Annotated in this window: 12 protein-coding genes; 3 read left to right on the top strand and 9 right to left on the bottom strand. The window is 32.0% G+C overall.

The window, feature by feature from the left end:
• The first annotated feature begins 137 nt into the window (after nt 1–137).
• On the top strand, nt 138–1,139 hold the full coding sequence (locus SO785_RS03645; protein WP_229266076.1) for a glycosyltransferase: 1,002 nt from the start codon (nt 138–140) through the stop codon (nt 1,137–1,139).
• A 161-nt stretch (nt 1,140–1,300) separates the two neighbouring features.
• Here the strand turns inward: SO785_RS03645 and treC are convergent, their stop codons facing one another.
• On the bottom strand, nt 1,301–2,965 hold the full coding sequence (gene treC / locus SO785_RS03650; protein ID WP_011254315.1) for an alpha,alpha-phosphotrehalase: 1,665 nt from the start codon (nt 2,963–2,965) through the stop codon (nt 1,301–1,303).
• Between the two features lie 10 nt (nt 2,966–2,975).
• Entirely contained in the window at nt 2,976–3,701 is a 726-nt protein-coding gene (gene treR / locus SO785_RS03655; RefSeq protein ID WP_003547196.1) for a trehalose operon repressor, read from the bottom strand.
• Between the two features lie 182 nt (nt 3,702–3,883).
• Here treR and SO785_RS03660 point away from each other — a divergent pair, with 182 nt between their 5' ends.
• On the top strand, nt 3,884–5,815 hold the full coding sequence (locus SO785_RS03660; protein WP_003547194.1) for a glucose PTS transporter subunit IIA: 1,932 nt from the start codon (nt 3,884–3,886) through the stop codon (nt 5,813–5,815).
• A gap of 182 nt (nt 5,816–5,997) precedes the next feature.
• Here SO785_RS03660 and SO785_RS03665 read toward each other — a convergent pair whose 3' ends face one another.
• From SO785_RS03665 to SO785_RS03690, 6 genes are all read right to left on the bottom strand, one after another.
• Nucleotides 5,998–7,404: a hypothetical protein gene (locus SO785_RS03665; protein WP_011254314.1), complete on the bottom strand. Its 1,407-nt coding sequence runs from the start codon at nt 7,402–7,404 to the stop codon at nt 5,998–6,000.
• A gap of 123 nt (nt 7,405–7,527) precedes the next feature.
• Complete coding sequence (locus SO785_RS03670) at nt 7,528–8,733, bottom strand: L,D-transpeptidase family protein (RefSeq protein ID WP_003547189.1); 1,206 nt, start codon at nt 8,731–8,733, stop codon at nt 7,528–7,530.
• A 103-nt stretch (nt 8,734–8,836) separates the two neighbouring features.
• Entirely contained in the window at nt 8,837–9,394 is a 558-nt protein-coding gene (locus SO785_RS03675; protein ID WP_003547188.1) for an ECF transporter S component, read from the bottom strand.
• A 13-nt stretch (nt 9,395–9,407) separates the two neighbouring features.
• A complete protein-coding gene (locus SO785_RS03680) occupies nt 9,408–10,256 on the bottom strand; it encodes a PfkB family carbohydrate kinase (RefSeq protein WP_011254313.1) in 849 nt (282 codons plus the stop codon).
• A 54-nt stretch (nt 10,257–10,310) separates the two neighbouring features.
• Nucleotides 10,311–11,405 (bottom strand): serine hydrolase domain-containing protein, encoded by a 1,095-nt coding sequence (locus tag SO785_RS03685; RefSeq protein WP_003547186.1) that lies wholly within the window; start codon nt 11,403–11,405, stop codon nt 10,311–10,313.
• A 190-nt stretch (nt 11,406–11,595) separates the two neighbouring features.
• A complete protein-coding gene (locus SO785_RS03690) occupies nt 11,596–11,985 on the bottom strand; it encodes a GNAT family N-acetyltransferase (RefSeq protein ID WP_003547185.1) in 390 nt (129 codons plus the stop codon).
• A gap of 92 nt (nt 11,986–12,077) precedes the next feature.
• Between SO785_RS03690 and SO785_RS03695 the strand changes: the two genes are divergently transcribed.
• The gene (locus tag SO785_RS03695) at nt 12,078–12,710 is read left to right on the top strand and encodes a phosphatase PAP2 family protein (RefSeq protein WP_003547184.1); all 633 of its coding nucleotides are present in this window, start codon (nt 12,078–12,080) and stop codon (nt 12,708–12,710) included.
• Nucleotides 12,711–13,016: 306 nt separating this feature from the next.
• Here the strand turns inward: SO785_RS03695 and mmuM are convergent, their stop codons facing one another.
• Nucleotides 13,017–13,949, bottom strand: coding sequence for a homocysteine S-methyltransferase (gene mmuM / locus SO785_RS03700; protein WP_003547183.1), 933 nt, complete (start codon nt 13,947–13,949; stop codon nt 13,017–13,019).
• Nucleotides 13,950–14,013 lie beyond the last annotated feature (64 nt).

A 14,013-nucleotide genomic window follows, 5' to 3' on the forward strand; every position in this document is an offset into this window, starting at 1 on the left:
TCTATTAACACATCTTAAGGAAAAACATGAAAATCTTAATTGTAATTGATGATTATTTTAACCAAAGCAACAGTATGTGCATTTCAACTCAGTGATTTACACATGAATATAGAAACTTAGGACAAGAAGTACGCATTATTTCTACAGGAAAAGATGCAAATTATCCTGTACCTGAGCTAAAAATTAATCTTCCGTTTATTCATAGTTTAATTGAAAAACAAGGTTTTCGCTTTGCTAAACCAATCAGAAAGACTTTAAAAGAAGCAGTTAGTTGGGCAGACGTTATTCAAGTTGAAACCCCCTTTCCTGTTTCATGGCGTGCGGCAAAACTTGCTAAGAAACAAAATAAACCTGTAATAGGTACCTTTCATATATATCCACAAAACATTACTACTTCGGTGCCAATTTTGAATAATCAATTTGGCAATTGGTGCTTTATGACTTTCTTCAAAGTAAAATCATTTAAAAATTGTACTGCATTACAAGTTCCTACACCTAAAGTAGCTAAATGGTTAAAGAAAAATCATTTCAAACAGAAGCTATTTATTGTTTCAAACGGTATCAGCGAAAAGTTTATTCAAAATCCGCACAAAGAAAAAGTTGGACACCCCTTCACTATTTTATGTATCGGAAGATTTTCACACGAAAAACGACAAGAAACTTTATTCAAAGCAATGCAGCTATCCAAACATACTTCTGAAATCCGTCTTATTTTTGCTGGACAAGGACCTTTAGAAAAGGAATATGCCAAATTAGCTAAACAGCTTCCTAAGAAACCTATCATGCGCTATTTTGCTCCAGCAGATTTGAAAGAAATTATGTTTCAGACCGATTTGGTTGTGCACTGTGCTGATGTAGAAATAGAGGGAATGGCTTGCATGGAAGCTTTTTCTAGTGGCTGTGTATCTGTAATTGCTGATAGTTCGTTATCTTCTACTGTTAGCTATGCTTTAAGCGAAAATAATCGTTTCTCTGCTGGAGACAGTAGAGCTCTTGCTCAAAAAATTGATTACTGGTTCGAGCATCCCTCAGAATTAATAAAAATGAGACAAGAATATCGCAGTTACGGTAAAACATTAAATGTTGCACGTTCAGCCAAAATAGCCTTAGGTAATTTAGAAAATCTGACCTTAAAGTAAAAAAGAAGTCTAGTCTGTTTAAGACTAAACTTCTTTTTACTTCTCTCTATACTACTTCAAAATTTTTATCAAAACTATAGCAAGCATGTGTTTCTAAAGTCATAAAATAAGATGTAATAATTTGTCTGTTCGCCTTATTAAGTTAACTACTTTTTTCTATCTTATTGTTTAATTTTAATAGCTAATGCTTCATATGGCTTCAATATAATTTCATCGGTTAATTGGCTATCTTTAGTATCATAATTGTTAATTAAAACTTGGTATTCTTTGTTTTGATATTCTTCGGGTAATTTAACACTATGTTCTTTACCATAGAAGTTAGTAAATACCAATAACTTTTTATCACTATCTTTTAAGTAGCGTTCATAAGCAAAAACCTGCGGATCATCTTTCAAGAACATCTTAATATGACCATCAGAGATTAAATCTTCGCTTCTACGCAGCTTAATTAACTTTTGATAGTAATTAAAAATTTCACCATGTGCTAATTCCTCTTCAACATTAATTTTTTCTTGATCAGTTGGTATGAGCCACGGCTTATGTTCACTAAAACCTGCATATTTTTCACTATTCCAATGCATTGGTACACGTGAATTGTCACGAGCTTTTGATTTAACTATTTCAAAAGCTTCTTTATCACTCAAACCTTTTTTAGTTAAAGCCTTAAAAGCATTCTTGGCCTCAACATCTACGTAATCATCCATTGAAGAATAATCAGGATCAATCATACCAATTTCTTCACCCATATAAATATATGGTGTTCCCCGCATAAGATGAGTTGCTGTGGCAAGCATTTCAGCTGACTTTCCACGATACTTACCAGTATCACCAAATCTAGTTAATGCCCAAGGCTGATCATGATTGTCCCAGAATAATGCGTTCCAGCCATCACCTTGATCCATTTTTTCTTGCCATTCAGTGAATAATTCCTTTAATTTCATAAAATCAAATGGCATCTTAGACCACTTTTCACCATCCTGATAGTCAACTTTCAAATGATGGAAAGTGAAAACCATTGATAATTCATGTTCACTTGGTTTTGAATATTCAATTGAGTTGGCAATCGTCGTTGATGACATTTCTCCCACAGTAATTGATTCAGGGTCTTGACCAAAAGTTGCAGCATTAAGCTCTTTTAAGTATTTATGAACAATTGGAGTATCAGTGTACAAACTCTTTTCTTCTACAGGATCTGTTGAATCAACTAGTTTTTCCGCTTTACCCGTAACATTAATTACATCAAAGCGGAAGCCATGGACACCTTTACTACGCCAAAAGTTAACCACTTTAAATAATTCTTTACGAACTTCAGGATTATGCCAATCAAGATCTGCTTGAGTTGGATCATACAAGTGAAGGTAGTAGTAATCGGTATCACCAAATTTTGACCAAGCAGTACCACCGAATTTACTTTGCCAATTATTAGGTAAACCTCCGTTTTTTCCTTTTCTCAAGTAGAAAAATTTACGATACTTTTCATTGCCAGCAAGTGCTTTTTTAAACCAAATATTTTCAGTTGAGCAGTGATTGAGCACCATATCTAGCATTACACCCACACCGATTTCTTTCAGCTTCTTTACCAATTTCTCAAAATCAGCCATTGTACCAAAGCGAGGATCAATGTTGTAATAATCAGCAATATCATAACCATTATCATTTTGCGGTGAAACAAAAAATGGATTAAACCAGATCATGTCTACATTTAACTTCTTAATATAATCAATCTTTTGAATGATTCCTTGAAGATCTCCTACCCCATCGCCATTTGAATCATAGAAAGATTTAGGATAAATTTGATAAATTATTTTTTTGCCTAAATTAATCATACTTTTCTCCTTACAATTTAATCTTCTGTCTTCTTGCAAAATCAACAAATTTAAATTTACTTGGATTATGGAAAGATAATGTCAATTGGAATAACGTAGTGTCATTCAAGAAATTATGACTGGCTACTAATACAGCTAAACTATCATCCAGTTGTAATAACTTTTTAAATTTATCATCAATTTTTTCAACTGTAATTACCTTTGTAGCATATGAAATATCTAATTTAAGTTTATTTTCAATATAATCATAAATAGATTTTTCTGCTGCCTCTTTTGGTAATTCATCAATTGGTGGTGAAAACAAATAATCACAATCTAATACGACAGGCTCATTATTAACTACACGCAATCTTTCAACATAGATTCCTGGTTGCCTTTTTTGCTCTGGAAATTTTTCCTTAAAAAATTCTGGTAAATCAACCATCTTTTTTAATGTGATTACTTTTGTTTCTGCATGCATGTTTAAAGATTTATTCAATTCAGCGAAACTAGTAATTCCAGAAATAGGAAAAGAATATTTTTCTAAATTTAAAACTATTGAACCTTTTCCACGTATTTTTTGTATTAGACCCAACGCAGTTAATTGATTCAACGCCTTACGAACTGTCTCGCGAGATGTACCATATAGTGTTGTTAATTGACTCTCACTTGGAAGTAACTCACCAGCTTTAAATTGTTGATGCTGTATTTTAGCAGCAATATCTTGTGCAATAATGTCTGATTTTGATTCCGTCATTTATGTCTTTCCTTTCTTTGTACATTTATTATATTCATAAATGTATAGACAAGTAAAGCATAATTTAAGTTACTATAAAGTAAATATTGTGATCGCTTTCAAAAAATATATTGACAACTTGTATATACAAGTTTAATATAATAGCTAAATCTAATGAAAACGCTTTATACAGGAGAAAAACAATGAATGAAAACAATGAAATTGCAATTCTCGCTCCCGCAAGCGGTGAAGTAATTGCATTAAGTAAAACAAGTGATCCAATCTTTAGTAAAGGTGCAATGGGACAAGGATTTGGTCTTACACCATCTGATGGTGAAGTTGTTGCACCAATAAGTGGAAAAGTTTCAATGATTGCAGATACTAAACATGCTATTGGAATAACCACAGATGATGGGCTTGAAGTATTAGTTCACATGGGAGTTGATACAGTTAGTCTTAAGGGAGAGCCTTTTGAAGTTTTAGTTAAAAATGGTCAAACTATTGAAGCCGGGCAAGATATTGCCACAATGAATCTTAAAGCCATTAAAAGTAGCAATCTTGATACTACCATTATGGTTTTAATCACAAACTCAAATGATAAGCTTGAGGGTTTAGACGTTTCTGAAGGTCCTGCTAGAACTGGCGACGTTATAGCTCATGCATACCTAAAAGTAGAACAAAAGAATACCTCAAATCAAAAGCTTTCATATGATGAACTGGCAACTTTTATCATAAAAAATGTTGGGGGCAAAGATAATATTAACAATTTAATTCACTGTATCACTCGTCTACGCTTCTACTTGAAAGATGAAAGTAAAGCTAATGACGAAGCATTAAAGAATCAACGTGGTATTCTTGATGTTATGCATGCTGGTGGTCAATATCAAGTTGTTATCGGAAATGAAGTTACTAATGTTTATGATGCAGTAATGAAACAGCTTCCTAATTTAAGTGATCAACCTGCTCCACAAACTAATGAAAATGATGACCGTAATCCTGTTTCAAAGGCATTTGGCAACTTGATCGGCTTTATTACTGGTTCAATGAGTCCAGTAATTGGCGTAATCGCTGCATCAGGTATTATTAAAGGATTTTTGGCTTTACTCACTCTTCCACAACTTGGAGCATTATTAAACGTTAAAAGTCCTGTCTATATAACAGTTAGTGCAATGGCTGACTCAGCATTCTTCTTCCTACCAATTTTAGTTGGATTCTCGGCTGCTAAACGACTTAATAGTGATCCAATTATTGCAGCTGTAATTGGTGGTTTTATTACTTATCCCCAAATGATTAGTTGGGGTACTGCGGGTAAGATGATGTTTAATCTAGGTAATTGGAACTTCCAATTCTTAAACTACAGTTACTCAATCTTTCCAATGATCTTGGCTGCATGGCTTGCTGCTAAATGCGAAGATTGGCTTAAGAAAATTTTACCAAGCTATTTACAAATGATTTTCGTACCATTAATTACTATTTTAGCTGTATCAACCATCACTTTAGTAATTACGGGGCCAGTTATTCAAGGTGCTGCTAACGGCATCGCAGTATTTATTAATTGGTTAGTATCATCATCAGGTTGGATCGGCGGCTTAGTAATCGGTGCCTTTTACCAACTACTTGTTATCTTCGGTCTTCACTGGGGTGTTGTACCACTGGTCGCTCAACAAATTGCTTCTACTGGTCAAAGTTCATTAAATGCAATTATTTGTTCAACTATGATCGCTCAAGGTGCTGCCGTTTTAGCTGTTGCAGTTAAGTCAAAGAAGGCTGACATGAAAGAATTAGGTATTGCAGCTGCTATCTCAGCATTCTGCGGTGTTACCGAACCAGCGATTTATGGAATTAACTTAAGATACAAGAAAGTTTTTGCTTCAGGCTGTGTCGGTTCAGCATTTGGTGGTCTTGTAACCGGTCTTATGCATGGTACAATGTACGGTTTTACTGGTGGTCTAATTGGATTTTCTAGTTTCTTCAATCCGGCTCATCCTACTCAACTAAACAGTTTCTACACATTCTTAATCGCTAGTGCTGTTTCTATTGTGGTTGCATTCATTGTTACCTGGGTTTGGGGCTATAATGATAATATGACCATGGGTAAAAAAGTTGAAAAGAAACAACGTCCAGGTACTAAGTAAAAATTCTAATTATCATCATAATAAAAAGAGCATCCGTAAAAATATTTACAGATACTCTTTTAGCAAGATTTTTAAATGAAGAAAATAGATTATAATCACTTCTTTAAGGAGGAAGGATATTTCGTCCAGCCATTGGTTATGATAGTTCTATTTTTCTTATTTGTTAAGTAATAAATGTATTTTTACTTAACCTTATTAAAGCTAACTTGAATTTTATAATTAGCACGGTAATTGTCCCAACTTGTATTTGAGTAATCTTTACCACTTAATTTTTTTGTCAGTATAAAAGTATTTCTACCTGTTTTTTTGTTTAATTTGGCATCAGTTACTGCCCTGGCAAATATATTATTTACTTTTCTACGTCCTTGTCTACTTAACTGAATTGCATTGTATGGACTCATTGGATAATTCCATTTAAGTCCAGATATATTCATAGTTAATTTATTTTCGTTAAATTGATATTCAGTATTTTTTGACTTTGTTGCCAATTTATTAAAACTGTTTTGATCTTTGACTACCTGTTTAGCTTTTTTCCAATTAGTTATACTGATAAATTTTTTATCCATATAATTAGGATTAAATGCAATATAAACCTTTTGATTTAGCTGTGGGTTAGGCAAGGCCAAATTGCGCTTCTTAATTTTATTATTAATAGTTCCAGATATACTTTTTGTTTTAATGTTTAGACTATATATACTCCCTGAAATCCAATTTTCTTTACGAGCTTTTTCTCGTTTTAATTTTTCTTCTTTTTTCTTTTTTTGCAATGCGAGCTTTTTTGCTTTTTCAATTTTCTTTTTATTGATTTTTCGAGAAACTTTAGTATCTGAAACAACAGTCTTAGGATGAGTATTAGTATTTAATAGCTTACTAATCGCAAAGCCGCTTCCTACGATAATTACCAAAATACTAATCATGATGATAGTCTTAAATACTCTAGATTTTTTATGGTTTTTGGTTTTATCTTTTGGCTTTTGCTTATCGGCTACTTGCTTAACAAGCGGCTTAGTAATAATTTTATTTTTTTCAATATCACTAGTTTTATCTATCTGTTTAGCTTTAAATGTCGTTGACTTTTTATCTATTTTTTCACTATTAAAATTTAAATCTAGTCCCTGATCAATAATTTTATCTGAAACCGGTAAGTTTACTTTACGTGGCTTAAATAAATTATCTTTATCTAAGTTACTTTTATAAGCTAGCTGTGCATCCCAATACTTTACCTTACCATCTTCATACACGTTCACTATGTAAGCTAAAAAATCATGTAAACTTGTAAGTTGAGTTAAAAAATCTTGCTTTGTAATTGACTCATCATTAGATGCAACTTTACTACCATGAACAATAATTGCAATATCATTAAGAATAGCTTCAGGATATATATGCATCTGCTTAAAGTTTTCCCAATTTTTATCTTTAATATTCTCAATATTTAAGAGAGTATCCATAATACTATTAAAAATTGAGCCAACTATCTTAACGGCTTTACCGTAATCGTTTTTATCATAGAGAATGAATATGGATTGTATTTGATTGGCATACTGTTTCAGCAACTGACTTTTTTTAATAAAATTAAAATTTATCTTCATTGCTATATCCTTCTTAATTTTATGCCTTTTAATACAATGATACTGGTTTTATTATCCATTTGTAAACAAAATTACTAATCAAAAATAAAAAAGCTCATTTTATTATGAGCTTTTAAATCTATTTTATTCATAAATAATAACTGGTTCATTTTTAGAAATATTGTTCCAAACACTTCTAATTTCACTTGGCTTTACATTTACACAGCCATGTGATCCACCCTTTAAATAAGCCGTCTTACTCCAGTCAGTTCTCCAACTTGCATCATGGAAACCACAACCGCTTAAAGTAAATGGCATCCAATACTTAACTGGCGAAGCATAACTTGAACCATCATCATTAGTTCCACGTAAGGTACTTGGTGATTCTTTGTAATGGATATACCAAACTCCACGTGGAGTTTGATTACTCTTGCTACCTTCCATTGTGCCAGTAACAACATCTCTCAAATGGACTGCTAACTTACCCTTTCTAATTAGCCATACTTCTTGTTTCTTTAAAGAAACTACGGCATAAGTATCACCGATTTCGCTGTTTGATTTACCATAGCCATGAGCATAAGTGCTATAGCCTAAACCATATATTGCATCTGCACCATTGAAATCTTTTTTACCTTTAGAAAAAGCATCCAAAATTAAACGCTGAGCCTTTTTTACATAAATACCCCAACCCCAAGTTTTATTCTTAATAGTGATTGTTTTGCCTTTAACTTTATTATTAACAGGTACAGTAAATTTATAACTCTTATGCAGAGTAGAAACTTCTTTATTAATTTGATTTAATCTAGCAGTTAATTTAGCAGTGTCACCATACTGATATCTATCATTTTGATAGGTAACATTGTTCAATAAATCTCTAGCTTTTAAAACATAAGTTTTACCATTAATCTTATAATTTAAGGTTGCCTTTTTCAGTGCATTTAACTTGTCTTTAGCAATAGTTAAATCTTCAGTAGTAAACTTATATTTCTTATCAGATGGAGTTTTCGTTTGTTGCTTTTTAAAAAGTGCTTGTGTCTCTGCCTTATTAATGGTTTGAATATTTGTATTGTAGCTATAAACTAATTCATTATTTTTTAACTGAACTTGGTTTTTGGCATTTTTATTAACCTTATTCATTGCCTTAGTGACAGTCAATTTTCCTACCTTTACCCCATCAATTTTCACATTAGGATTAAAGTGTGTTTGAGCAAATTTCTCTGCTGCCGCTTGAGTAGTAACACGATGATTATGTATAGCAAATCCTGCAACCACCGAAATAATGATTACAATTCCAACTACTAACAAGATCAGATTATTTCTCTTATTTTTCTTTTTAAGATCTTCATTCATACATCTATCCTGCCTTTATTTGAATTAAACTAATGATTTAAATATAGCACCCAATATAAATAGTGTAAAATCTATTGTTTGTATTGTATGTAACAAATAGAAATTATTTTGCTTTTTTCAAAATCAATTTTCCAGCATCTTTTACCGCAAAATATAAAATTGGCGTACAAATTGCAGTAGAAATTGAATTAATCACTGTAGCAGGTAAACTAACAAACGCACCTATATAAGCAACTTGAAGACTCGTACCAACCATTAGTGCTTCAACAATTGATACGCAATATGTAGTAAAGATCTTAGTAACACCTGCGATAATCCCCAAAATGATAATATTTTTCTTACTATCTCGGTAATTCATCCCTTTAAAAACTGCGGTTAAAACAGAAGCTACTACTACTACTTCAAGCATCGTTAACCAGGAAGTTGCAGCATAACCATTTAGTAAATCAAATCCACCTAAACCGATAATTCCTGCAATCATTCCATTGCGGTAGCCTAAATATAAAATAGCTACAGCGGTTAATGTGTTACCAAAATGGATAAACGGACGTCCTACCATTGCTGGTACTGGAATACGAATTACCCAAATACCAATGTAAATAATTGCGGCAAACAACCCTGTTAAAACTAATGCTTGTAATGAATTCTTATCTCTTTCCATGATATCTATTACCCTACTTTTCTAACTCACTTAATAACCATGGTAAACCAGCAGCATAATTAGGTCCAAATAAGGATTCTAATTTTTGATCCATATCAATAATGGCTAATTTAACAAATTCTGCTGCAATTGCACAACTTTTTTCTAAATTTTTCCCATATAACACTGCTGCTAAAAATGCACTCGCAAACATATCACCTGTTCCAAAAAAATCACCTGGCATTTTTTCTTGAATAATAGACCATTTTCCTTCTTTGGTTATTCCCACTTCGCCTATTTTATCTTTAGACAATGTAATTCCTGTGATAATTACATTAGGAATTGCAAATCTTTGCACTAATTTTTCAGCTAATACTTGCGCTTTCTCCAATGAATTTTCTGGTATATCTTCATTTAATAGAAACGCAGCTTCAGTTATATTAGGTGTTAAAATTGTCGCTTTAAAAATCAATTGACGCATCTTTTTTATGTAATCAGTATCTAAGCCTCGATACATCTTTCCATGATCCGCCATTGCTGGGTCAATTAAAACAACTTGATTTGTACGTATTATTTGTTCAATATTTTTAATCCAAAAATCTAATGCTTCTTTACCTAAATAGCCCAAATATATAGCTTTAAATTCCAAATCAATCTTTTGCCAATGGGACATAATCCTAGACATTTCATTACTTAAGTCAAGATAAGTATTATCTTTAAAGCCAGTATGTGTTGATAAAATTGCTGTCGGTAAAACTGTCGGTCTGGCACCACATGCACCAAGAATAGGTAAAGCTACTGATGTTGACACTTGACCTGCACAAGATAAATCTTGACTAATTAACACTCCTCCATTTATCACTTTAACTTTCACCCCAATCAAAAAAATCCTGCTATTAGCTTAACATAAGTTAATTGCAGGAAAAATTATTAAATTCTATTTTGCACTAAATGTATTAGGTTGAATATGATTTAAAATTTGATAACCAATAGTCTTATTTCTAGCTTCATCATTTTGAGTCTGATTTAAGAACATAATCAAACCATTCCTATTATCAGAAGTCATTTGAATCCAATTACCAAAGTGGGTGTTATACAAGTTACCATATGCTAATTTTAAATTATCATTATTTTTCATATATAACCCACCGGAATACCCATTGCTGGATCTTGAACTCAAATGAGTCATATAGTTGAATTCAGCTTGATTTAAAATTTTACCATTAGTTAAGCCAACTTGAATTCGGTAATAATCCATTGGTGTTGAGAATAAATTGCCAGCACCTACTAATTGGGAAGCTTGTTGTTTTTTTACATATTGCGCCCATTGATAATTCTTAGCATTCCAGGTATACGAAATACCATCAGTCATACCCGCAGGAATATCTTCTAAGAAATATGTCCGCTTCAAATTAAGAGGACTAATAATTCTTTCTTGAACATTTTGCTTATAAGATTGACCCGTTACTTTACGGATAATCCCCGCTAACAAAATATAATTGGTATTATTATATGAAAAATTACCTGGATTATTTTGGGAGGTTTCATTTAATCGATCAACAACCCAATTAATAGCGTCCTCTTCAGAATACATACGTCTACGATTAACTTCAGTATCGGCTGCTTTCAATCCAGAAGTGTGTGTCATCAAGTTTCCTACAGTAATATTGGATGCACCTTTTAGGTTAGGATACCATGTTGAAATCTTAGTATCTTGATTAAACTTTCCTGCATAAATCAATTGGGTGATAATAGCTCCTGTAATCACTTTTTGCAAAGAACATACTGGATAAACAACCTTGCTATTACCAGCACCTAACCTTTTACCGTAATAGCCATAACCATAACTAATTTGTTGAGCATGACCATCTTTAATAATGACGGTAGTCCCACGGGCATAATAATTAGCTATTGTTCTTCTAACAAAACTACGCATTTCACTTTGATCATATGCAGCATGTACAGTTTTGGTATTTGCCAAAACTCCCATTGGCAATGAAGCAATTACTGTCAATGAAGCTGCTGCTTTCATTAAATTCCTTTTTAAATTTATCTTTTTCGTTTTAAAGGCCCCCAGAAATGTTAATCTTTATAGGATTAATATTAGCATTTATTTTTTTCATTGTAGTTACAGATTTAAAAAAATATCATAATAATTAATTTTTTTAATAATTTATATTTTTTTAAATAAATCATATCAATCAATCTTTTACCACATTCAACTATTGGATGATCATAATTATCAATAAAAAATTATGAACTCTATGAGACCTTTTAAAACCACATTTTTCATAAAAGGGAATTGTCAGAGGACTATCACCTGTTCCTACCTGCAGAAATTTATATTGAGTTTTATATCTTTCACATAAAAAATTAATTAATTTTTTGGCATAACCTTGACCTTGATAATCAGGAACTGTAGCAATATTTTTTATTTCTAAAATCTTGTCTTCGTTTGTAACAACACATTCACTTATAACTTCATTTCTATCAATTAGAATATACATAGTCCCACGTTCAAGATATTTATCAATCATATTTTCTTGTTCATCAGCTAAAAGCAATAAAGATAAATATTTTTTCTTATTTTGTTTTACTTCTTTAATTATCATAATAAAGTTCCGTTCCAATAAAATTGTTCTTTAATATCTATTCTATGATAAACTTTTAATGTCGTTAAAAATTAAAGGTTATAGAGGAAAAAATGCGAAAGAAAAATATTACAGCTATTTGCATAGGATTGCCTATCTTTTTAATCTTGGCAATCTCAATTATGATGCATGCAAGCTGGATCAATGGATTCGACAATTTCTTTGAACAACTCGTACACACAATTCCTGGCCTAAAAGGAATTATGCTTAAGATTACGTTCTTAGCCGATACCAAAGTTGATCTGGTTTGGATGTTGTTAATTGCCATTATTTTATGGATTAAAAAGCAGCGCCCACTCTCGCTCAGCATTGTAATTTCTTTAATTACTGCTGATGCATTTGGCTGGGTGGTTAAACATGTTATTCAACGTGCTCGTCCTGTTCGACACTTAGCAGTTGATGATGGATTCAGTTTTCCAAGTGGACACACTTTAGGAATGTCAATTATTGTCTTTTGGTTAATGCTCATCTTGATTCCAGCACTAGTCAAAAATAAAACAACTAGAATTTGGTTAGATGTACTATTAGTAATCTGGTTAATTTTAGTTATGATTTCAAGAGTTTACGTGTATGCACACTTCCCATCTGATGTTTGTGGTTCAGTAGCATTAGGTGCTATGTGGATCGGAATTGTTGATGCAATTTGGGATAAAGTTACACCGCAAACTTCAAAAAATAATTTTTAAGATAAAAAACGATAGCTACTGAAGCTCCCTTAACTTCACAGCTATCGTTTTTTATTGGGTATTATAACCAAAAAGAAAAAGTCACTAAGGAAAATGTCCTTAATGGCTTTTCTACACCTTCAAATTTCTTCCTATCAGCAAATGTCATAAGAGACACCTTGCCTAGCCTTTTCATCCTCGGAGCGCTCATCACACGCTCCGACATTATGATAACAGATAACAAGGAAAATATAAAGAAAAATATTTCAATAATTTAAAATATTTCTTAATAAGTTTAAAAAATTAAATTTTATAATTTTCTATCGACTAATTTGTAGATCTAATAGTTTGGAAAAAGGTAGCAATTTGTTGAATTTGTTTTGTACCGGTTGAACAGCATCCTCCAATAATATGTGCTCCATGTTTATACCATTCTTTACTGAGTTTAGTGAAATCTAAGTCGGCATTGAACGGAATCCAATTTCGTTCAAATTCATCGTAAACACCACCCAAATTTGGATAGACTATAATTGTTTTTTGAGTGAACATTCGCATTCGATCAATTGCAGTAGTTGCTAAAAATGGTTTAAAGCAATTTGCACCAACAGCAAAAACTTGTTCATACTCATTGAGCTTTTGCATTACTTTTTTCAAAGGAGTACCATCACTAATTTTGGTTGTATCATGTAAAGTGAATGTTACATATACAGGTATCTGATTAGCATACTCTTTCAACCAATCTAAAATTGCAATAACTTCATCTAACTTAGGTTGAGTTTCAATTGCTAAACAATCTGGTTTATTTTCTAGTAAAATCTTTAATCTTGGTAAGTGAAAAGCTAAATATTCTTTAGGGGTCAATGAATAATCTCCACGAAATTCATCCCCATCACTAAGATATGCACCATATGGGCCAACAGATGCAGCAACCCAATTATGCTTACCAGTTTGCGTTTGATAATCATCACGAGCTTTTTTAGCTATTTGTACAGCATCAGTAATTAATTTTTTAGTATGTTCATCACTATAGCCATGTTTTTTAAAAGCTTGCACGTTTGCCTGGTAAGTATTCGTAATGGTCATTTGTGCTCCGCTTTTAAAATAATTCATGTGTACTTTATAAACTTTATCCAAATCATTTTCTAATGCTACCGCTGTCCACAAGTCATTATTAGTATTAACGCCTTGTTTTTCAAGGGCCGTAGACATTGCACCATCTAATATTAGCCCAAAATTGCGAGCTTGATTAACTAAATTCATATATTCACCTTTTTCACAGTAAAATATAATTAATTAATTTTTATTTAATTTTATATTAATTAAG

Source organism: Lactobacillus acidophilus (assembly GCF_034298135.1).
Lineage (GTDB): Bacteria > Bacillota > Bacilli > Lactobacillales > Lactobacillaceae > Lactobacillus > Lactobacillus acidophilus.

What these genes read in the sequence shown, in the direction of transcription:
- SO785_RS03685 (WP_003547186.1), bottom strand. Translation starts at nt 11,405, where the DNA reads ATGAAAGCAGCAGCTTCATTGACAGTAATTGCTTCATTGCCAATGGGA.
- SO785_RS03665 (WP_011254314.1), bottom strand. Translation starts at nt 7,404, where the DNA reads ATGAAGATAAATTTTAATTTTATTAAAAAAAGTCAGTTGCTGAAACAG.
- treC (WP_011254315.1), bottom strand. Translation starts at nt 2,965, where the DNA reads ATGATTAATTTAGGCAAAAAAATAATTTATCAAATTTATCCTAAATCT.
- SO785_RS03675 (WP_003547188.1), bottom strand. Translation starts at nt 9,394, where the DNA reads ATGGAAAGAGATAAGAATTCATTACAAGCATTAGTTTTAACAGGGTTG.
- SO785_RS03695 (WP_003547184.1), top strand. Translation starts at nt 12,078, where the DNA reads ATGCGAAAGAAAAATATTACAGCTATTTGCATAGGATTGCCTATCTTT.
- SO785_RS03690 (WP_003547185.1), bottom strand. Translation starts at nt 11,985, where the DNA reads ATGATAATTAAAGAAGTAAAACAAAATAAGAAAAAATATTTATCTTTA.
- SO785_RS03670 (WP_003547189.1), bottom strand. Translation starts at nt 8,733, where the DNA reads ATGAATGAAGATCTTAAAAAGAAAAATAAGAGAAATAATCTGATCTTG.
- SO785_RS03660 (WP_003547194.1), top strand. Translation starts at nt 3,884, where the DNA reads ATGAATGAAAACAATGAAATTGCAATTCTCGCTCCCGCAAGCGGTGAA.
- treR (WP_003547196.1), bottom strand. Translation starts at nt 3,701, where the DNA reads ATGACGGAATCAAAATCAGACATTATTGCACAAGATATTGCTGCTAAA.
- mmuM (WP_003547183.1), bottom strand. Translation starts at nt 13,949, where the DNA reads ATGAATTTAGTTAATCAAGCTCGCAATTTTGGGCTAATATTAGATGGT.